We start from the raw sequence: 21387 nt of genomic DNA, 5'->3' as shown, positions 1-21387 counted from the left end.
CAAAACGGGTTCTCCGTCAAATGTGGTGGTATCTAGTCCACTAAAAGTATCCACCCCGGAATGGGTGCCTTTTAGGCACTCACTTCCCTTATAAGCTGACGCCACAATATCTTCCTTCTTAAATAGCCAAAGTTCTTGATTCCGTACAAATTTCGATTAATGACCTTGGTGGTGTTGTTCACACCTTCTATATAGCCGTTTCTATATGGATTTACGGAGGAATTCAGTATTTCCGTTTTCCACCTATTAAACGTTTTTACCGCCGGTTTAAACGCCCCGATGTTGGAATCATTGGCCAGGTTACGCCATTCTTCCAAACCGAGTTTTGCCGTGTATTCATTGCGATTCTTGAGCCAGCCATCTAATTTATTCTTCAATAATGGATTTAGAAGGCAGAGGATTCAAGGGTTATTTAAACAGATATATTGGTAAATAAAAACCCTTCCTCGTTAATCCGAGAAAGGGCTGTAAACGTTGATATCTAAATAATATTAACGTTTTGAGAACTGAGGTGCACGATGCGCGCCTTTAAGACCTTATTTCTTACGTTCTTTCATTTCCGCTTATTATGAAGAAATATGAAATAAAACAATCCTTATTATATCAAGGTTCAGCTTCAGTTTATTAACTAAAATGAAAATCAAACTAGGTTCTTTCAAAGATCCTTTTTCATTGCTTATTGAACTAAAGTCAAACAACCTTTTCTTTACTATTACTACTAGCAGGAGCAACTGAGATACCTGTTGTTTCTTCAAAATCATACAAACTGGTAGGAAAATCTGTGAAGCGTTCTAATTCGTTATATGCTGGAATGCCGTGGTAGGACATATCCAACCCTTCTTCTTCCTCACGTTCACTCGCTCGGAAGCCAACAGTCTTTTCACATACCTTTGCGATAATTACTCCACCAATAAGTCCCCAAACAACGACTACCGCTGCACCTAATACTTGTATTTTTAAAAGAGAGAAATCACCCGTTGCCAAAAGACCTTGAGACTTATCAAACAATCCCACCGCAATCGTTCCAAACACTCCATTGAAGCCGTGAACGGCCACAGCTCCCACTGGGTCATCTACTTTTATATTGTCTACAAATAAAGTAGCATAAATCACAATCAAACCACCAATTATCCCAATAATAATTGCACTCCATTGACCAACAAAGGCACATCCAGCCGTGACTGCCACTAGTCCAGCTAATATTCCATTAATGGTCATACTTGGGTCTGCTTTTCCGAACTTTTTCATCGTTATAAACAGGGCAGCTGCACCTCCACTTGCTCCTGCAAGCATTGTATTAAGGGCAATCGACGCGAGATCTGCATTAGAAGCATCTAACGTACTTCCTGCATTAAAAGCAAACCAACCCAGCCATAAAATAAATGCACCAGCTGAAGCTAAAGGAATATTACTAGGTGCAAAAACATTGGCACTTCCATCCGAATTAAATCGACCTTTTCTCGGTCCTAACTCTTTTGCCATTGCAAAAGCAATAAAACCCCCTACCGCGTGAATAGCAGCCGAACCTGCAAAATCCTTCATTCCTAACTTTGCCAACCAACCATCACTGTTCCAAATCCAATGACCTGAAAGTGGATAAATGATAATACATATAAGTGCTACTGTTAATATATAGGCTTTAAAATTCATACGTTCAGCTACTGCACCCGAAACAATCGAGACACAAGCTACTGCAAATCCCATTTGAAACAGTACAAAGGCCGCACTAGGCAATTCAATGGAAAGAGCAATCTTTTCTGGACTACCAAATAAAGTAGTACCAATGATTCCAAATGTATCCTTCCCAAACATAATACCAAAACCAACTAACCAAAAAGCTAATGCTCCTATCGTTAAATCAACAAAAATCTTCATTGTTACATTGACAGCATTTTTAGTTCTAACAAAACCAGATTCCAGTAAACTAAATCCACCTTCCATAAATAGCACCATTGCCGCAGCTAACACAATCCATACGGTATTTAAATAAATTAGTTCCACGGTAGTTATTCCTCCCCATTTACCAAATCATCAATATCATGGTCTGCTTTTCCGGTTCGAATGTTATAGGCTTCTAAAATCGGATAAACGTAAATTTTACCGTCACCATCTTCTCCAGTTTGGGCAGATTCAATAATTTTCTTAATCGTTAGCTCAACCAGATAATCCGAAAGGACAATCTCCAATTTCACTTTCGGACGAAGAGTTACTTTATAATTTTTCCCGCGATAGACTCCCTGACTGTCTTTCTGTTTTCCTCTTCCGACTACCTGGGATACAGTAAACCCTGTAATTCCTATCTTTTTTAACCCTTTAATCGTTTCAGTTAGCTTTTCAGGTCTTACAATCGCTTCGATTTTTTTCATTTAAACCACCTTTTTATATGGTAAATTTTCTGACGTTATCCGACGTTATATGATAACCATTGCTTCTTGGATCTTTTATGCTCACTTGTGAACAAGCCCTTTTAAAAAGCGGGGGATGTCCTTCAGCACCTGTATTCAAAGCCACCAGCTTGTGAACTAAAATGTTTTAACTGACAAAGCACCGATATGTCCTGCTTGATTGCTTAATGAGAAGCGCCTTTTTGGATTTTGGAAAATGGCTTTCTCTTTAAATTTATCTTATCACTTTACTATTCATCTGAATAATATAACTTTTTTATAAAATCAATCTAATTTTGAGATCATTCATATTGTTCAGTTAATAATAACTTGAATATTTAAATAATATAAAATGATATTCAACTATCCTGCCCGTTAATTGAACAAGATCCAAATGATATAAAAATTCAGGCTAACCAAGTTTTTAAATATGTGATCAAAATGGACATTATATCGAAAAACCATTAGAGCATGTAAGTATACCTAGACAGCAAAAGGAAATGATCAATGACGAAAACGAAGTTGATGAGTGGAATTACTGGAAAAAGGATGAGATAAAACAGTTCCTAACAACCACGAAACAAAAATTAACGTTCCGTGATTATGTACTATTTCATGGGATGATATAGACTTTGAGGCTGGTTCTATTCGCTTTACAAAGACACTATTTCATAACAATGGGGAGTTTACCTTTCAAACGTCTAAAACAAAGGAATCTAGGCGTTTAATTAATTTAGACACTATAAAGACCATATCCTTACTCAAAAAGTAGCGTATACGGCAAATAGAAGCGGATTTAGCTAATGTGAATAAAGATGATGGTAATAAAATAGTTTTTACACGGGGTGACGGTGCTCCGCTTAGCTTATCCAAATGAAAAGCTGGATATTGTGATTAAAAAACACTCTCTTCACAGGATTACTATTCATGGATTACTTCATCCCCATGCTTCCCTTTTATTCGAGGCTGGTGCAAGTATTAAAGAAGTTCAGGGGCGACTAGGGCACTCTGATACAAATGACGATGAACATTTATACACACGTAACAGATACATTAAAAGAACAAACTGCACAACAATTTCAAAGGCACATTGAGCTATGAGATGTGGTCATAAATATTTCCGTGGTCAAAAACCTTTTTCATGCATAAAAAAGACCCCCAAACCAAAAGGTTCGGGAGCCTTGAAACGTAATAAAATTAACGTTTTGAGAACTGAGGTGCACGACGCGCGCCTTTAAGACCGTATTTTTTACGTTCTTTTATTTATATATTAAATATGAAGAAACTAGGAATAAAATAATTTACTGAAAGCCTGATTTATCGGGATCTTTTTCTGTTTAATAAAAGTTTGATAATATACTCTTATATATGTTTGGTGGTCAGAATGTGGTCAAAAATAACCCTTACTTATTCAACTAAAGCTACACTCCATCACAATAATTGAAGAAAATACTCTATATTATACATAATAGTTACACTTAGCATTAGAAAAATAAGTGTAGTAACATGTTGTTTTGAGTTCTTCAGGTAATTCCACTCCAGAATAGACTGAAAACCCAATAATAATATTAAATAGAGAATCCAATACCACTTCATAACATTTATGTCCTTTGTAATAACAAACGGAAGAGTGCATAAAAAGATAACCAAAATAATACCTCTTCCCCATCGGTCTACTTTTTCACCAGAAGTTTCGGAAATCTTTTTCTTTTCAACACCAAGTAATTTATTTATTATTATTTCTAATAAGAACCCCAAAATAATAAGAACAATAATAAAAGGAACAATCATTAAAATCAAAAATCCCACAACTAATCCCCTATTTATATGTATGTTATCTCTATTATTCCATAATATTTCCAATTATCTTGTTTAACTAATCTGCATCTTTACTTTAAGTATAAATTTTACAATCTCCTTGAAAAATTTGCTTAGGAATCTAATTTTCTTCAAAAGAGTTGGTTCACAATCTGGCCCTTTAGTTGAATAGAACTTCTGTAATTATTCCTTATTTTAATTTTAAAAACGGCTTATCGAGGTTCGATAAGCCACTTCTATACATATTGTATTATTTTGATAATGCGATTTTTATATGGGCTAAGTGATGCTCTTCGTGCCAAGCTAATTTTGCAACTTTTGTTGCAACTGTTATTTTACCGTTTATCTGGTGAGTAAAAGCTCGATCTAATTGCTCTTCAGTTAAACTATGTCCTAAAGATACGATGCGCTCATTTATACCTTCTAACATTTTAATAGAACTTTCTACAGGAAGCTTTGTATCCGGTTGAATAGCCCACTTTTCTTCATCAAAGGCTGGTACTGTTGGATTCTCATCTGTTAAAGCCAGCTTCAAACGTTGATACATGTTCAACTGAGAATCTGCAATGTGATGAACAAGTTGACGAACTGTCCAGCTACCTTCACGATAAGTTCTGCTTAATTCCTCGTCACTTAATGAGTCGACAGTTTCTCTTAATCGAATCGTGTAAGTTTCGATTTCCTTTAGCGATTCTCGAATATTTTCTAATGTTACTTTTTCAGGAACTTGTAGTTTCCCAATCGGGTATCTTACATCCATTTTCAATCCCCTTTTCCCTATTCGTTATTTCTTTACTTATTTATTATTACATAAATGAATGTGTACGAATCACTCCATCAATCTGTTCAGAATGCTGTAAATCATGATCCATTATGTATTTCGGTATTAACGTTTAAAATCCTTCTATAAATCCTACATAAAAAAGCTCAAGCGCCTGCTTAGCCCCGACGAGAAGGCGTTTTTTGCCTTCGTAGGAGAAGGAGAAGTGACTCGAGGGGCTGGGCGCTGAAGCTAGGCACTGTTCAAAAACTTATACTTTCCGCTTATTCATTAAATGGACAAAAAAATCACCCTAAGCTATGACAGGCCAATAGGGTGATTGACCGCTCTTCAGCGATCTAAAATAATTAAGTTTTATACTAATCAGTATATAAACAATAAATAGCTTTAAGTGTATTACTTATTTGAATTAGTTAGAATATAATAATTTATTTAGATTATAAACATCAATATCTGATGAAATTGAGCCTTGTCACTGGTGGTCGTGATCGAAATAGGTCTTAAACGTTATTAATACAAGGTTTTCTATGAGTGATGTGTAAAATTAGTTAGTAGTGTAAATCTTTGAAGCAGATGAATTGTTACTCACCTGCTTTTTTCAGCCATTAGATTAATACAGATTAAAGGTGAAAATTTTAGTGATTACTTCTTTAAAATAAAATCATTTTAATACTTTAGTTCGAACTTCACCCTGTCAAAGGCGTGTCGTTGATTCTTATAAGTTACCAACAGTAGCTGCAAATCCCTTTATATAAAAGGATTTGCACTTTTTAACTCAATTAATACTAAGTAATTATCATCGATTATTTTTAATTGCATGCCATCATTCATGCCACGGGGATGCCACCGCTGTTAAACATTTTGTCGATTAGGAACAATCTAGTATGCCTATTTTATGTTGAAGCAAATATTGAATAAGTAGTAAGTGAATATATTAAATATGGTTTATGTGAAAAATGAGCGAACTTATTAGATAGAACCCAGCCCTCTTTTTGATGAAGGCTGGGTTAATTATAGAAGTTAAAATAAGAATTACTAGTTACTCAACTCTCGCACCGTTGCGTTTCCATAAGGGATTTCACATGCTTACCCTTGGTTGGACAGATGGTGCCACATTTATCCCTATTGAATTTTCTTTACTTAGTTCAAAGAAAAGCCAGATTAATGGAATATCCAAAACGCAACATAAAATTCACGTCTAGCTTTTGCGGTTCATTTCATATCTGCCCCCACCTCACGTTTAAAGAGGTTCGGATATGCTAGTACCTAGGGTTACATAATCATAAAACATTGGGATTAAATTACATACTAGCCACTTCTTTAGCAAAGTCTTTTTCAAGGTACTTCGCTTCTGCTTTAATTGCTTGAATCATATAATCTAAATTCGTTTCATTACCAAATACATCTTCGAAAGTATTACCTTTCTTCAATTCTTGTATGGAAATGTTATAAATGGTTTCATTCTTTTGTTCCTGTGATAAATAACGCATATTATTGTCTGCTATCTCTTTAGCACGGGAATCAAATACCAACTTTCTTAGTTTGAGCCCTGATCCGCGCCTTCTCCCACGCCGGCATGGCGGGACTGGACGGCGAAAAGATGTCCAAGTCCCTGGGCAATCAGGTGCTGGTGTCCCAATTGCTGGGCCTACCGGCTCACCTCTATTCCGTCGGCCACCCTCAGCTCGGCTCCGTCGATGCCGTCAACGACGTTTTCCACCAAGCTCAGGTCCTCCCCTGCATCAATCCTGATGCCGTTGGCGGTCTGTCGAATAACGTTGGACTCAATCATGATGCCTGAGGGGATTCCTGTGCCCCGTCCGTCAGTACCGCGATCCTCATTGAGCCGGATGGCCCAGAACCCGTCAGTCCCTCCAGTGATGTGGTTACCGCGCAACTCCGTACCCGGCCCATTGCGAACCTCGATGCCGGCCTTTGAATCCTCCCCGGCGGTGATCCTGTTATCCTCAATGAGCGTGTTAGGAGTTCCCAGGATGACGAGGACTCCCTGACGGTTTCCAATCAGGTCGTTGGAGTGCACCCAGTTTCCAGGTCCCGAGGCATCGTGCTTGTTCTTGGCCCCGCCGGAATTGCCCAGCGCGATGCCCGCCCGATGCCCGCCGATGACCGTGTTATCTCGGACCTCGTTCAGGTATTCACCCTCGCCGTGCAGGTCGATGGCGTCAAGGTGGCTGCCGACGATGGTGTTATCCGCCACGAGATTGTTGTGCGTGGGGAACTGCAGTAAAATAGCGTGCCGCAGATGCCTGCCATCGAAGGTATTGCCGATGACGACGTTGTGCCGGGAATCGTTGGCGGAATCCGGGTCGTGTTGGTCCCTTGAGCCCTCGATAGCGATGCCGTAGCCCTGTCCGCCGGGACCGACGGCAGTTGCCTCACTGATATAGTTTCCAGAGAGGGTCACTTCACGGCTGGCCTTGACAGAGATGCCGTGGCGCTCGAACCTGCGGATGCCCAGGTTCTTCACCAGGATTTGGGAGCTAGCCTGCCCTTCGTGGGCTCCAAGGTGGATCCCGTACATTGGGCCGCCACTCGCGTCGCCGTCGTCAGGGTCGTCGCCAAGTGGACCCTCATGATGGGAGGTGATGGTGAAGTCTGCGACGATGACGTCGTGGACGCCGGAGCCGCGGATCACCCGGCTGTCATCCTCGCCGTCGAGGGAGGTCAGCAGCACGGTGCTCTCCTGGCCTTCGCCGCGCAGGTCCACGCCGCTGCGCAGCACGATGTTCGCCGACTCGTCGGCCGGGTCAGTGGAGCGCAGGTCATACGTGCCTGCCGGCAGCAGGACTTCGTCACCCGGTACGGCCGCGTTCAGGGCCGCCCGGATAGCTGCTGCGTCGTCATGTGAGTCCGGATCCGGATCTGCCCCGAAGTGAGTGACGTCCAGGGTCCTGCCCGTGGCCGGACCCGGCGTCCGCACCTCCATCGGCTTGCCGGACCGGTCCACCAAGCCGGGGGCCTGCCAGTCGCCGCGCTCGGACGGTGCGGGTTCTACGGCTTCATCGCTCTCGACCGGCCCGTCGGATTCCTCGACGGTGCATGCGGTCAAGAGGAACACCAGGCCAAGGACTACCCACCATGTTGTATACGCCAGCCCTCGCCGACTGTTCCGAACGGATTCCTTCATCACATTTCTCACGTCCTTTCTGTACTCTTTTCGTCCCTTTCATCGCTTATGGAAGCGATGAGAAAGGCGGTGAGCGCACGCGCTCACCGCCTTCGGGTTGCCGACATCATCCCACGGCCAGGGGCCTACCGATTAGAGTTCCCCTTGCCATTGCTATTGTCATTGGCTGTTGCCATTGTTGTTGCCTTGGCCATTGCCTTTGTTACCATTGTTGTTGCCTTTGTTACCATTGTTGTCTTTGTTGTTGTCCTTGTTGAGTTTGAAGTTCAACGGGATGTCCTTTTCCAACGGAGTGTCTGCCGAGGAACCACCGACATGCACGCGGTATTTCCCATCAACAATAGCCCACTCGCCATCAGCCCAGTTCGCTAGGTTGTCCGGTTCTTCCGGAATGAAATAAGAGAACGGGTGGTTGGAGTCAGCCTGGTTAATTCGCACAGTCACCTGTTGGCTTTCACCTGGCTCAAGGTCAACCTTCTCAAAGTTAACAAGACGCTTAGTCGGCTGACCTGCCTCGTTTGGTAGAGTCAGATAGACCTGTGCAGCTTCTTTACCAGCAACGTCACCTGTGTTCTTGATCGTGAAGGACACATCAATACCAGTCGACGATCCTTTATCTTGGACCTTCTTCACTTTAAGTTTGTCATATTCGAAATTCGTGTACGACAAGCCGTAACCGAATGGGAAGACCGGCTTCACGTTGTTTGCCTCGTACCAACGGTAGCCCATCTCAAGGCCCTCTGTGTACTGGGCAATTAGTTGCTTGGAACCGTTACCGTACGCGCCAGGGCCACCTGGTTTGCCAGTATCTTGACGAGTTCCAGGGTACTGCACTTCGGTCGCGAATGCGGCCTCACGCTCAGTGGCACCGAACGTCACCGGCAGCTTACCAGAAGGATTGACCTTACCATAAAGCAGGTTAGCAACGGCATTGCCATCCTCCATACCTGGGTACCACGCCTGAAGAACTGCAGGTACTTCATCCAACCATGGCATTAGCGACGTACCAGAAGTCTTCAATACCACAACAGTGTTCTCCGCGTTAGCTTCCATAACCGCATCGATCACCGGCTCCTGCTCAGCCAAGCCCGTTTCGAGGTTCAAGGCTGGGAATCCGAGGGTATCACGGTCCACCGTCTCATGTGGATTGTCTCCGATCATAAGAAGCACGACGTCGGACTCAGCGGCAAGCTTAGCAGCGGCTTTCGGGTCACTGCCATCGTTGTACTTCACTTCAGTGTTATAGCCAAGTTCTTTAATAACATTCTCTAAGCCTTCTTGTGGTGTGACCGTATATGGAGTCACTACATAATCATTGTCGTCACGAACAGAGCGAGGTGACATCTTTGCCGAACCAGCGAACGTCTCAATGCCGATCAACGCGATCGACTTTGGCTCGCCGTCCAGTGGCAGGAAGCCGTTGTCGTTCTTCAACAGCACGGAGCCTTCCTCGGCCATCTTCAGTGCGCTAGCGCCGTTGAGCATCGGATCAACGATCTCCGGCATAAATTTGTCGTAAGGCTCGTCCATGTGGCCAAACTCGATCATCTTGATGTAACGCGGACGAAGTAAATTGTCGATGTCGTCCTCAGTCACCTGACCTGAGTCGAGAGCCTCTTGGATCTTCTCTTGAGTGTAGTACTGTGGTGCCCAGTCAAGCTCGACATTCGTACCAGCTTTGATAGCAGCTACTGTGTCATGAATCGCGCGACGGTCACTCATGACGTAACCGTCAAAGCCCCAGTTTTTACGCAGGGCATCTTGAAGAAGTTCAGAACTGTCACATGCATAAGTTCCGTTAACATCCGGGAACGAACACATCACGGAGGCTGGATTAGCATCTCTGACGGTCATCTCAAATGGCAACATGTACAACTCGTTCATGGCATTTGAGGGAACCTGGACACCCATCGTCCAACGCTCAGTTTCCTGTTCGTTTCCTGCCATGTGCTTGAGCTGGACCTGGACTCCCTGGTCCTGGATACCCTTTGTTTGCTCAATCGCAAGGATACCTGTCAGATACGGGTCCTCACTGAAGTACTCATAGTTTCGGCCACCGTACGGGTGACGAATGAGGTTCATACCTGGTCCGAGAAACACGTGATGCGCGAAAGCTCGTGTCTCCTCACCAAGGATTCGGCCGGCCTCATAGTTTAGCTCGCGGTCAAATGTAGCAGCCATAGCCGGAGTGGACGGTAGACCTGTAGCTAACGGGTCATTACCACACGATCCGCCCTTAACGCCTGTACCACCGTTGGTCATGCGGATTGTGGGGATGCCCAGATCCTCAATCCCATGGATCTGCCGACCAGTGTCCTGCCACTCACATCCTGGCAGGGTACCCTCAGGCGCGAATACGCCGTTCTGGTACTTGCTGCTACCTTTTTTATTGATTACAACCGTCTCACCGGTGTCATTCTCATTGAATCGCGAGATAGCGATCTGCTGCATCTTCTGTTCCATCGTCATCTCATCGAGAAGCAGCTCGGTGCGCTCCTCAGCAGACAGCTTGGTGTTCATCCAAGGGCTGTTCCCTTTCGTTCCACCGTTCATCGCATTAGCAGGAACTACTAACGTAGACATGAAGATCGTTGCTGTCAAAAAAATTGAACTAATTCGTTTTATCATCTTAGTCTCTCCCTTACTATCTATGCTGTCTATGTATTGAAATAATTCGTTTTATATCTCCCTTCTATCTATTTATCAATTAGTATAGTCAGTAAACTAATTATTTGTCTATTAGCCTAATGAACGGTTTATTACAGAAATGGAACAAAAAACCGCGAGATTAGTAACGCTACTAAAGCCTCGAAAGTGGTATTCAAACACTGTAGCAAGCAATGATTTGCCAAATAAACAATCAAAATAAATAAATTTAAGTGATGGTGACCAGAAGTGACCATAAAATATTTCCGTGACCAAAACCAGTTTTTTACGTAAAAAAAGACCCCCAAACCAAAAGGTTCGGGAGCCTTGAAACGTAATAAAATTAACGTTTTGAGAACTGAGGTGCACGACGCGCGCCTTTAAGACCGTATTTTTTACGTTCTTTCATACGTGGGTCACGAGTTAGTAATCCAGCAGTTTTAAGAGCTGGACGGAATTCTGGATCTACTTGAAGCAACGCACGTGCAATACCGTGACGGATTGCGCCAGCTTGACCAGTGTATCCACCACCGTTAACATTTACAAGAATGTCATAAGTTCCAGTAGTTTCAGTCGCAACTAGTGGTTGGTTAACAACTTCACGTAATGCTGCAAATGGGATGTATTCATTAATTTCACGACCGTTAATAACGACGCGACCTTCGCCTGGTACTAAACGTACACGAGCTACTGAGCTCTTACGGCGACCAGTACCATAATATTGAACTTGTGCCAAGATAGTAACCTCCTTAATAATTATCCGCGTAATTCGTATACTTCAGGTTGTTGAGCTTGATGTTGGTGCTCAGACCCTGCATATACGTGTAGTTTTTTGAATATTTGACGACCTAGAGAATTTTTTGGAAGCATCCCTTTGATAGCAAGTTCAAGCATTCTCACAGGATAGTTTGTACGCATCTCAAGAGCAGTTCTTGATTTAAGACCACCTGGATGCATAGTATGACGGTAGTAAATTTTGTCATTTAACTTGTTCCCAGTTAAATGAATTTTCTCTGCATTAATTAAAATTACATGATCGCCAGTATCAACGTTCGGTGTAAATGTTGGTTTGTTTTTGCCACGTAAAATGGATGCTACTTCAGTAGATAGACGACCTAAAGTTTTACCTTCAGCGTCGATTACATACCATTTACGTTCAACTTCATTAGCTTTTGCCATAAATGTCGTACGCATGATTACCCTCCTAGAAATTGTTTCACATTATATTTATTTTCAATCACAATAAACTTTCCGGGGCTTATCGTGGGATTAAAATACATACCATATTATATTATATGCTTCCACTTCCATTGTCAAGTGAATGTTACACCAGGTTTAGTTGTCTTAGGAAAAACTTTTATTTCCATCATCATAATGAACGTGCCATAAATATAGTCCCTGTGCAGGTGCGGTTTTTCCAGCCAATCCACGAGTCTTTTTTTCAAGAATCATTGGAATTTCTTCAGCTTTTCTTTTTCCATTACCAACTTCTAAAAGTGTTCCAACTAGAATTCGGACCATATTATACAGAAATCCCGTGCCAACAAAACGGAAAACAAGCAAATCGCCTTCTTCATAAAAATCAATTTCATGAAGGGTCCGTACCTTATCTTTAACGTCTGTATTAGCAGCACAAAAACTAGAAAAGTCATGGGTGCCAACCAAATAAGAAATAGCCTGTCGAATGGAGGCTTCATTTAACGCATGCGGAAAGTGGGACACATAATGACGACGAAACGGATCCTTATGATGACTACGGCTGATAAAATACCGATACTCCTTGCCTTCTGCATCAAAGCGGGCATGAAAATCAGTAGAGGCTACTGATGAATGCAGCACCACAATATCATCAGGGAGTAAGGCATTAAGCCCACGCTCCCATTTTTCAGCTGGAAATGTATACGGAGAATCGAAGTGTATAACCTGCCCTTTCGCATGGACACCAGAATCCGTCCTTCCTGAAGCAGTCACTCTTACATACTCACCTTTATGCATTTTAGTAAGCGCCTTTTCAAGTTCACTTTGAACCGTTCGTTTACCGGGTTGTACTTGATAGCCAGCAAATAGGCTACCATCGTAAGTAATCGTACATTTATACCTTTGCATGTTCTACCCTCTTTATGAACGTAATAAAACTAACAAGATTGTCAATACTACTAACGACAGCATCAATAATGTATCGACTGTTTGCCATTTTAACTGGCGATATTTCGTCCGTCCCTCACCACCGCGGTAGCCACGAGCTTCCATTGCAATCGCAAGCTCCTCGGCCCGCTTAAATGCACTCACAAACAATGGAACTAATAATGGGACAATCGCTTTAAACCGCTCTTTTAAAGGGCCAGAAGAGAAGTCAACGCCTCTTGCCATTTGTGCCTTCATAATCTTATCTGTCTCTTCCATCAAAGTCGGAATAAACCGTAGCGCAATCGACATCATTAGCGACAATTCATGTACGGGTAGCTTCCACTTTTTAAAAGGATGCAGAAGTGTCTCCATCCCATCTGTTATGGAGATTGGATTCGTTGTTAATGTTAGTAATGAAGTGACAAGTATCAAAAACGTAAATCGGAGTGAAATGAAAAGACCTTGTCTCAAGCCCCCATCATAAATCTCCAACCAACCGAAATTGAACACCACTTCTCCTTCTTTAGTAAACAGAATATGCAAGACAAATGTAAACACAATTAGAAATAAAATCGGCTTTAAGCCGTTATATAAAAAACGAATGGGTATTTTCGAAAGGATCAGCAAAATAAATGTAAATAGACCAATCAATCCATAGGATATCATATTGTTCGCCAAAAAAATGATACACACAAATAAAAAAACAAGAAGTAACTTTGAACGCGGGTCCATCTTATGGACCGTAGAATCAACAGGAACATATCTACCGAGGATCATTTTATCAAGCATTATCGACTCCCCCGTTCCATTGCCTTTTTAACTTCAGTAGCCAGATCCTCAATCGATAAACAAGGCCGATCAAAACGAACACCCAACACTTTTTGTAGCTTCAATTGGAATCGAACTGTGTCTGGAACATCCAGACCTAACTCAAGGAGCTGTTCCGGTTGTGAAAAGATATCAAATGGAGCCCCTTTTTTAAATACAGTACCTTGATGCATAATGATGATTTCATCTGCATAGCGAGCTGCATCCTCCATACTGTGGGTAACAAGTATTGTTGAAATTCCTCTTTCTTTATGGAGCTGGTAGAACATGTCCATAATCTCCATCCTACCACGGGGATCTAGCCCTGCTGTCGGCTCATCTAAGACAAGAACATCCGGCTCCATTGCGAGAACACCTGCAATCGCCACTCTGCGCATTTGACCACCTGATAAGTCAAAGGGGGATTTCTCAAGAATCTCTTCAGCCATGCCCACCTGTTTTAACGCTTTTCTCGCACGAACCTTTGCATCTTTCTCTGAAACCCCAAAATTCATAGGGCCAAAGCAAATGTCCTTTTCAACCGTTTCTTCGAATAACTGGTGCTCGGGAAACTGAAATACAATCCCTACGCTTCTCCTGATTGCACGAAGATGCTTTTCCTTACGACCGGACTCAATCGTACGATCGCCAATCGTGATGGAGCCCTTTGTAGGCTTCAGCAATGCGTTTAAATGTTGAAGCAATGTCGATTTTCCTGAACCTGTATGTCCGATAATTGCCGTATACGTTCCTGAATCAATGTCCATATTCACATCATGTAATGCTAAATGTTCGAACGGTGTGTTTATTTGGTATCGATATTCTACATCTTTGAGTGTAATTCGCATAGTTCTCTCACCAACTCTTCCTCTGTCAAATGGCTTTTTATTAATCCAATTCCGCGTTCTTTTAATTCTTTACTTAATTTGACGGAAAAAGGGATATCAAGACCTAGCGCTATTAACTCACCTTCCATTTGAAAAATATCCGTTGGTATTCCTTGGCGATAAAGTTTCCCTTCATTCATCACAATTATTCGGTCAGCCTTCGCAGCTTCCTCAAGATCATGGGTAATGGAAATAACCGTTAAAAGATTCTCTTCTTTCAGTTCTCTCACAGTTTCAAGTACTTCTTCCCTACCTCTTGGATCAAGCATAGAAGTCGCTTCGTCTAAAATCATCAGATCTGGCTGCAAAGCAAGAACACCTGCAATCGCCACTCTCTGCTTTTGACCCCCTGATAGATGGTGCGGCTCTTGATTGAGAAAGCTACCCATTTTCACTTTGTTTAAGGCATTTTGCACCCTTTGAACCATTTCTGGTCGCGCAATACCCGCATTTTCCAAACCAAAAGCCACATCATCCTGCACAGTAGCTCCGACAAATTGATTATCTGGATTTTGAAAAACCATCCCAATTTTGCTCCGAGCTTCCCAAACCGTCTCTTCAGTCAATTCGCTTCCGTTGACAAGAATAGCCCCTGCCTGAGGAAATTGAAGACCATTAAGAAGCTTTGCAAGTGTTGACTTACCAGAACCGTTATGACCTACAATCGCAAGCCACTCACCTTCATATATATCAAAAGAAACAAGATCGACTGCATTTCTTGTTTGACCTTCATATTTGAAAACGACATTTTCCAATGAAACAAGTTTCTTCCCCATTGTGCTCTCTCCTATCCTCAGCTATCCTCTTCTTATCTTATCTCAGCTCAGATTGAAATGAAACCTTATATATTTTGGAATAAAAAAAACGCTGCACCCCTTCCACCGAAATGTTTCGGTAAATTAAGGGCAGCTTTTCCTAATACTCATTTCGATAAATGAATATATTCTTATTACGCTTTCACATAAGCGGGAAGGGGTACTTGAGCTAGACGTGAAGGTAACAGTATTCTGCATACCAGCCATCGTAACACTCAAATAGCGATTTCTTGTATGACTTTTCTAGTTGTATATAAAAGAAAAGGACGAAGAACAAGTCTTTGTTCAACTGTCCTAAGCCCTCATCAAAGCTGTTATTAAACTAACTCGATAACTACGATTGGTGCAGCGTCTCCGCGACGTGGACCCATTTTCAAAATACGAGTATAACCGCCTTGACGTTCTTCGTAACGAGGAGCGATGTCACTGAATAATTTTTGAAGAGCATCTTGCCCGCTTTCAGCGTTAGCCACTTCTTTACGGATGAAGCTAGCTGCTTGACGACGAGCGTGTAAGTCACCACGTTTACCAAGAGTAATCATTTTTTCAACAACAGAACGGATTTCTTTAGCACGCGCTTCTGTAGTTTCGATACGCTCATGAATGATAAGATCAGTAGCTAAATCACGAAGTAATGCTTTACGTTGAGCGCTAGTGCGTCCTAACTTTCTGTAACCCATTTAGAGATTCCCTCCTTCTATAGAAGTTAAATATTCATTGTTCGAGGCTTACAGTAAAATGCCTAGTTTAGCTTAGCCAACTAGTCATCAGTCATCTTTACGAAGACCTAAGCCTAATTCTTCAAGTTTCGCTTTCACTTCTTCAAGTGATTTGCGTCCTAAATTTCGTACTTTCATCATGTCTTCTTCCGTTTTGTGAGCAAGCTCTTGAACGGTATTAATTCCAGCACGTTTCAGGCAGTTATAAGAACGAACAGAAAGATCTAGTTCCTCGATAGTCATCTCAAGAACTTTTTCTTTTTGGTCTTCTTCTTTTTCTACCATGATTTCAGCATTTTGAGCTTCATCAGTTAAACCAACGAAAATATTCAAATGCTCTGTTAAAATCTTAGCCCCAAGAGCAACTGCTTCTTGTGGTCCATTGCTTCCATCTGTCCAAACGTCAAACGTTAATTTGTCATAGTTAGTCATCTGGCCTACACGAGTATTTTCAACTTGGTAGGAAACACGAGCTACAGGAGTATAGATCGAATCGATTGGAATCACACCAATTGGCTGGTCTTCTCTTTTGTTCTGATCAGCAGGAGTATATCCACGGCCGCGACGAGCCATTAAACGCATACGCATATGGCCATTTTTCCCAATAGTAGCAATGTGTAAATCCGGATTAAGGATTTCCACGTCACTGTCATGAGTGATATCAGCAGCTGTAACAACTCCCTCACCCTGCACATCAATTTCAAGCGTCTTTTCTTCATCGGAATAAATCTTTAGAGCAAGCTTTTTCACATTAAGAATGATAGAAGTTACATCTTCTACGACGCCTTCAATTGTTGAGAACTCATGCAGCACTCCATCAATTTGTATAGATGTGACAGCAGCACCTGGGAGTGAGGATAAAAGAATACGACGTAAGGAGTTACCCAAAGTTGTTCCATATCCACGCTCAAGTGGCTCTACGACGAACTTGCCATACTTGGCGTCATCGCTGATTTCAACCGTTTCGATTTTTGGTTTTTCTATTTCGATCATTTAACAAACCCTCCTTCAAAACGTCGAAACCCCGGTTAGTAAGTATCCGAACTTATAACCGAAATTCCCCATGTATACGTTCCCGCTTGTGAGCAACAACTGAATTAATCATTCTGTTAGAACGCAAACTTAGTATTATGTCCCATTATAGACATGAATACAAAATTTATACAGAAAAATTAAACACGGCGACGTTTTGGTGGACGGCATCCGTTATGAGGAACTGGAGTTACGTCTTTAATTGCAGTTACTTCTAGTCCAGCAGCTTGAAGTGCACGAATTGCAGCTTCACGTCCAGCACCTGGTCCTTTTACAGTAACTTCAAGAGTTTTCATACCATGTTCGATTGATGTTTTTGCAGCAGTTTCAGCAGCCATTTGAGCAGCGAATGGAGTCGATTTACGTGATCCACGGAAACCTAGTGCTCCAGCACTTGACCATGAAATTGCGTTACCATGTGAATCTGTGATAGTAACAATCGTATTATTGAAAGTAGAACGAATATGCGCGATACCTGTTTCTATATTCTTTTTCACACGACGTTTACGTGTATTAGTTTTACGTGCCATGAAATGTAACCTCCTTTACTGATTATTTTTTCTTGTTAGCTACTGTACGACGAGGTCCTTTACGCGTACGAGCGTTGTTTTTTGTATTTTGTCCGCGAACTGGAAGACCACGACGGTGGCGTAAACCACGGTAGCTACCAATTTCCATTAGACGTTTGATATTTAGAGAAATTTCACGACGAAGGTCACCTTCTACTTTTAAAGCATCGATGATTTCACGGATTTTGTTTAATTCATCTTCCGTTAAGTCGCGAGTACGAGTTTGTTCAGAAATACCAGCATCTGCAAGAATTTTAATCGCAGTTTGTTTTCCAATACCGAAAATATATGTTAAAGAAATGACAATACGTTTGTCACGGGGAATATCAACACCAGCAATACGTGCCATTGATGTGTGCACCTCCTTCTATATTAGCCTTGTTTTTGTTTATGTTTAGGGTTTTCGCAAATAACCATAACTTTACCTTTTCTGCGGATAACTTTACACTTTTCGCAGATTGGCTTTACAGATGGTCTGACTTTCATTGCTATCTAACCTCCTTATACAGATCGGAGCGTAACCAGATTATTTAAATCGGTATGTGATTCTGCCGCGAGTTAGATCATACGGGGAAAGCTCAACCGTAACTTTATCTCCAGGCAAAATGCGAATAAAGTGCATACGAATTTTACCGGATACATGAGCTAAAACAGTATGACCATTTTCTAATTCTACCTTAAACATTGCATTTGGCAAAGTCTCTTGTACTGTGCCTTCTACTTCAATTACATCGTCTTTCGCCATTAAGTGATTCTCCCTTCTCTATGCATGGACCCATTTAGCAAATGAACAATATCACCTTTGCAATACATTGTCAATGAAGACAAAGACCCGTGGGAAATATAGCTCTCTCCAAAAAATGGTTCACATCTTTCCGTCAACTTTACTTTCGTCCATCATCCTCTAAAGTCTTCACATCTCTGCTTTTTCAGATTGCGCCTTTAAACACGGGCGTAACCGTACCAGGCTTCTACCGATAACCAAGTTTTAGGCGGATCGGTTTGAGGAATATTTGGCCCTCATGTAAGTCTTGACCGATTATGTGGCCTCCATACTCTCTACTGAAAGAGAAGCTTCCAGCCTTAACATAGGTTTGAATAGCATGGGAGATGTTTGAAAGACGCACAAGTTACGCGCTTCTTTTAAACTCTCTATATAATGACTCTAGCTTCTTTAAAGAGTCGTTTTATTTCTCTAAAACCTTATCGCAGAGTTGACAGCAGCTTATTGATATCTTCAAAAACAATATTAATATCCTGTTGACCGTTAATGTTGCGTACATAACCCTTCACTTCATAGAAGTCAAGAAGTGGTTGTGTTTGCTTAAGATTTACGTCCAGACGATTCTGAACCGTTTCTTCATTGTCATCAGCACGTTGATATAGCTCTCCGCCGCAACGGTCACATACATCATTAACTGCAGGAGGATTGAAAACAAGGTGATAAGTAGCACCGCAAGATTTGCAAATGCGTCGCCCAGTCAATCTTTCCATTAAGATGCTTTTATCAACATCGATATTAATTACATATTGTAATTGTCGATCCAAGTCTGAAAGAATCTTTTCAAGCGCTTCTGCTTGAGCTACAGTTCTAGGAAAACCATCAAGTAAAAAACCTTGACTACAATCATCTTGACTTAATCGCTCACGAACAATACCGATTGTTACTTCATCAGGAACTAACTCGCCTTTATCCATGAATGATTTAGCTTGTAAACCAAGTTCCGTGCTATCTTTGATAGCTGCTCGGAACATATCTCCAGTTGAGATATGAGGGATGTTATACTTTTCGACGATTCTTTCGGCCTGAGTACCTTTTCCGGCACCCGGAAGACCCATTAACACTAAATTCACGTTTTGTTCCCCCTCAAACTCCATAATGGATTTTAGGGAACATCATTGTCCCCAAAACTCCATTACTTTATAAATCCTTTATAATGACGCTTTACTAACTGTGATTCAAGTTGCTTCATCGTATCAAGTGCAACACCGACAACGATTAAGATACTCGTTCCACCAATTTGTGCCGAAGCCGGCAAGTTAGCAAGTTGTATGAATATCACTGGCATTATCGCAATAGCTGCTAAAAATAGCGAGCCTACGAAAGTCAAGCGATATAACACACTTGTCACATAATCTTGCGTCGCTTTTCCTGGTCGGATACCTGGTACATAGCCACCCTGTTTCTTCAGATTATCTGCCATTTGTTCAGGATTAACTTGAATAAATGCATAAAAATAAGAAAATGCAATGATAAGAGCCACGTAGATGACCATACCAATTGGGTGTTCATAAGTTAGATTATTAGCTATCCATTCTGTAACCTTATTCGAGCCAAAGAATGAAGCGATTGTTGTCGGCGTAACAAGAAATGCCATGGCAAAGATTACAGGAATAACACCTGCAGCATTTACTTTTAACGGTAAGTGTGTAGATTGCCCTCCCGCTGGTGTACGACCAGCAGCCGCACGCTTAGCGTATTGGATCGGAATTTTACGTAGTGCTTGTTGGATAAAGATAACAGCAACTACAACTGCTAACACTGCAATTAAAAGTAAAACAACTGTAATAATCCTCAAGAAGAGTTGGTCTCCCGCATCTTCAAATTGCTGAGCAAAAATTTGGTTTGCAGTCGTCGGCATACCTGCAACGATACCAGCAAAGATGATAATGGAAATTCCGTTACCAACTCCTTTGGACGTAATCAGTTCTCCTAACCACAAGAGAAAAGCCGTACCAGCAGTTAATACTAGTGCAATAAGCAGATAAGTACTAACACCAGCGTTTTTGATAAGCATTCCATTAGACATATTGTTAAAGCCATAAGACATACCAAGTGCTTGGATAAATCCAAGTACAATAGTGAAATAACGGGTAAACTGAGCTAACTTACGACGTCCAGCTTCTCCTTGTTTGGACCACTCAGTGAACTTTGGAACAACATCCATCTGTAAAAGTTGGATAATGATCGAAGCCGTAATATACGGCATAATTCCCATAGCCAAGATAGAGAAGTTTTGGAGTGCTCCACCACCAAAAGTGTTAAGAACACCAAATACGCTTAGCTGATCTTGTGCCTTTAGCACATCGGCATTCACATTCGGTACGGGTATAAATGTACCGATGCGATAGACGATGAGCATTAAAAGGGTAAACATAATTTTGTTTCTTATATCAGCCACGCGCATAAAGTTGGAAATCGTTTGAAACATTAGATCACCTCAGTTGTACCGCCAGCTGCTTCAATAGCTTCTTTTGCAGTAGAGGAGAATTTATGAGCTTTAACAGTAAGCTTTTTCTCAACATTGCCTTTAGCAAGAATTTTAATTCCTGCTTTTTCTTTACTTACAATACCTGTCTCAATTAATAGAGCAGGTGTTACCTCAGTACCATCCTCGAAGCGGTTTAATACTTCAAGATTTACGATAGCATAGTCTTTACGGTTAATGTTCGTAAACCCGCGTTTAGGCAAACGTCTGAATAATGGAGTTTGACCACCTTCGAATCCAAGACGTACTCCGCCACCAGAACGAGCATTTTGACCTTTATGGCCTTTACCTGCTGTTTTACCGTTACCAGAACCAATACCGCGACCTTTACGTTTACGCTCTTTACGAGCACCTTCTGCAGCTTTTAATTCATGAAGTTTCATTG

23 protein-coding genes and 2 pseudogenes are annotated in these 21387 nt (G+C 41.7%); all 25 read right to left on the bottom strand.

Annotation, left to right across the window (positions count from 1 at the left end; translation table 11 throughout):
* Positions 1-71 precede the first annotated feature (71 nt).
* Positions 72-317, bottom strand: a complete 246-nt coding sequence (locus AC1MGI_RS05815; RefSeq protein ID WP_480349711.1) for a transposase — start codon at positions 315-317, stop codon at positions 72-74.
* A 373-nt stretch (positions 318-690) separates the two neighbouring features.
* A complete protein-coding gene (locus tag AC1MGI_RS05810) occupies positions 691-2001 on the bottom strand; it encodes an ammonium transporter (protein ID WP_480348888.1) in 1311 nt (436 codons plus the stop codon).
* A gap of 5 nt (positions 2002-2006) precedes the next feature.
* Positions 2007-2366: a P-II family nitrogen regulator gene (locus tag AC1MGI_RS05805; RefSeq protein ID WP_480348887.1), complete on the bottom strand. Its 360-nt coding sequence runs from the start codon at positions 2364-2366 to the stop codon at positions 2007-2009.
* Between the two features lie 1215 nt (positions 2367-3581).
* Positions 3582-3647, bottom strand: a pseudogene (gene rpsI, locus AC1MGI_RS05800) (30S ribosomal protein S9); the annotation flags it as partial.
* A 168-nt stretch (positions 3648-3815) separates the two neighbouring features.
* Complete coding sequence (locus AC1MGI_RS05795; RefSeq protein ID WP_480348886.1) at positions 3816-4193, bottom strand: DUF4181 domain-containing protein; 378 nt, start codon at positions 4191-4193, stop codon at positions 3816-3818.
* 259 nt (positions 4194-4452) lie between these two features.
* The gene (locus tag AC1MGI_RS05790) at positions 4453-4962 is read right to left on the bottom strand and encodes a YfiT family bacillithiol transferase (RefSeq protein ID WP_062187234.1); all 510 of its coding nucleotides are present in this window, start codon (positions 4960-4962) and stop codon (positions 4453-4455) included.
* A gap of 1322 nt (positions 4963-6284) precedes the next feature.
* Positions 6285-6473: a hypothetical protein gene (locus AC1MGI_RS05785; protein ID WP_157279699.1), complete on the bottom strand. Its 189-nt coding sequence runs from the start codon at positions 6471-6473 to the stop codon at positions 6285-6287.
* Positions 6474-6631: 158 nt separating this feature from the next.
* A complete protein-coding gene (locus AC1MGI_RS05780; protein WP_480349710.1) occupies positions 6632-8131 on the bottom strand; it encodes a right-handed parallel beta-helix repeat-containing protein in 1500 nt (499 codons plus the stop codon).
* Between the two features lie 159 nt (positions 8132-8290).
* Positions 8291-10759, bottom strand: a complete 2469-nt coding sequence (locus AC1MGI_RS05775; protein WP_480348885.1) for a beta-glucosidase family protein — start codon at positions 10757-10759, stop codon at positions 8291-8293.
* 361 nt (positions 10760-11120) lie between these two features.
* Positions 11121-11513, bottom strand: coding sequence for a 30S ribosomal protein S9 (rpsI, locus tag AC1MGI_RS05770; protein WP_062187222.1), 393 nt, complete (start codon positions 11511-11513; stop codon positions 11121-11123).
* 20 nt (positions 11514-11533) lie between these two features.
* Positions 11534-11971, bottom strand: a complete 438-nt coding sequence (gene rplM / locus AC1MGI_RS05765) for a 50S ribosomal protein L13 (RefSeq protein WP_062187221.1) — start codon at positions 11969-11971, stop codon at positions 11534-11536.
* A gap of 150 nt (positions 11972-12121) precedes the next feature.
* A complete protein-coding gene (truA, locus tag AC1MGI_RS05760; RefSeq protein WP_480348884.1) occupies positions 12122-12883 on the bottom strand; it encodes a tRNA pseudouridine(38-40) synthase TruA in 762 nt (253 codons plus the stop codon).
* A 12-nt stretch (positions 12884-12895) separates the two neighbouring features.
* On the bottom strand, positions 12896-13693 hold the full coding sequence (locus tag AC1MGI_RS05755; protein WP_480348883.1) for an energy-coupling factor transporter transmembrane component T family protein: 798 nt from the start codon (positions 13691-13693) through the stop codon (positions 12896-12898).
* Entirely contained in the window at positions 13693-14559 is an 867-nt protein-coding gene (locus AC1MGI_RS05750) for an energy-coupling factor ABC transporter ATP-binding protein (RefSeq protein ID WP_480348882.1), read from the bottom strand. Before AC1MGI_RS05750 ends, AC1MGI_RS05755 begins: the two co-directional genes overlap by 1 nt.
* A complete protein-coding gene (locus AC1MGI_RS05745) occupies positions 14535-15374 on the bottom strand; it encodes an energy-coupling factor ABC transporter ATP-binding protein (protein ID WP_480348881.1) in 840 nt (279 codons plus the stop codon). Before AC1MGI_RS05745 ends, AC1MGI_RS05750 begins: the two co-directional genes overlap by 25 nt.
* Before the next feature lie 356 nt (positions 15375-15730).
* Positions 15731-16093, bottom strand: a complete 363-nt coding sequence (rplQ, locus tag AC1MGI_RS05740) for a 50S ribosomal protein L17 (protein ID WP_049679561.1) — start codon at positions 16091-16093, stop codon at positions 15731-15733.
* Positions 16094-16180: 87 nt separating this feature from the next.
* Positions 16181-17125 (bottom strand): DNA-directed RNA polymerase subunit alpha, encoded by a 945-nt coding sequence (locus AC1MGI_RS05735; protein ID WP_062187211.1) that lies wholly within the window; start codon positions 17123-17125, stop codon positions 16181-16183.
* 179 nt (positions 17126-17304) lie between these two features.
* Complete coding sequence (gene rpsK, locus AC1MGI_RS05730; RefSeq protein WP_028390438.1) at positions 17305-17694, bottom strand: 30S ribosomal protein S11; 390 nt, start codon at positions 17692-17694, stop codon at positions 17305-17307.
* A 22-nt stretch (positions 17695-17716) separates the two neighbouring features.
* Positions 17717-18082, bottom strand: coding sequence for a 30S ribosomal protein S13 (gene rpsM / locus AC1MGI_RS05725; protein ID WP_049679559.1), 366 nt, complete (start codon positions 18080-18082; stop codon positions 17717-17719).
* Positions 18083-18105: 23 nt separating this feature from the next.
* Positions 18106-18219 carry a 50S ribosomal protein L36 gene (gene rpmJ, locus AC1MGI_RS05720; RefSeq protein ID WP_003156543.1) on the bottom strand — a complete coding sequence of 38 codons (114 nt, stop codon included), beginning with the start codon at positions 18217-18219 and terminating at the stop codon, positions 18106-18108.
* Positions 18220-18259: 40 nt separating this feature from the next.
* Positions 18260-18478, bottom strand: coding sequence for a translation initiation factor IF-1 (gene infA, locus AC1MGI_RS05715; RefSeq protein WP_028390440.1), 219 nt, complete (start codon positions 18476-18478; stop codon positions 18260-18262).
* Positions 18479-18723: 245 nt separating this feature from the next.
* A pseudogene (locus tag AC1MGI_RS05710) lies at positions 18724-18857 on the bottom strand (type I methionyl aminopeptidase); the annotation flags it as partial.
* 79 nt (positions 18858-18936) lie between these two features.
* Positions 18937-19587: an adenylate kinase gene (locus AC1MGI_RS05705; RefSeq protein WP_062187209.1), complete on the bottom strand. Its 651-nt coding sequence runs from the start codon at positions 19585-19587 to the stop codon at positions 18937-18939.
* A gap of 62 nt (positions 19588-19649) precedes the next feature.
* Complete coding sequence (gene secY, locus AC1MGI_RS05700; protein WP_062187207.1) at positions 19650-20945, bottom strand: preprotein translocase subunit SecY; 1296 nt, start codon at positions 20943-20945, stop codon at positions 19650-19652.
* Positions 20945-21385, bottom strand: coding sequence for a 50S ribosomal protein L15 (gene rplO / locus AC1MGI_RS05695; protein WP_049679556.1), 441 nt, complete (start codon positions 21383-21385; stop codon positions 20945-20947). The genes secY and rplO overlap by 1 nt, the downstream gene beginning before the upstream one ends.
* Between the last annotated feature and the right edge of the window lie 2 nt (positions 21386-21387).

This window comes from Peribacillus sp. BM1 (assembly GCF_056679975.1).
The sequence above is the reverse complement of the archived record's forward strand: the minus strand, read 5'-3'. Positions and strand labels throughout refer to the sequence as shown.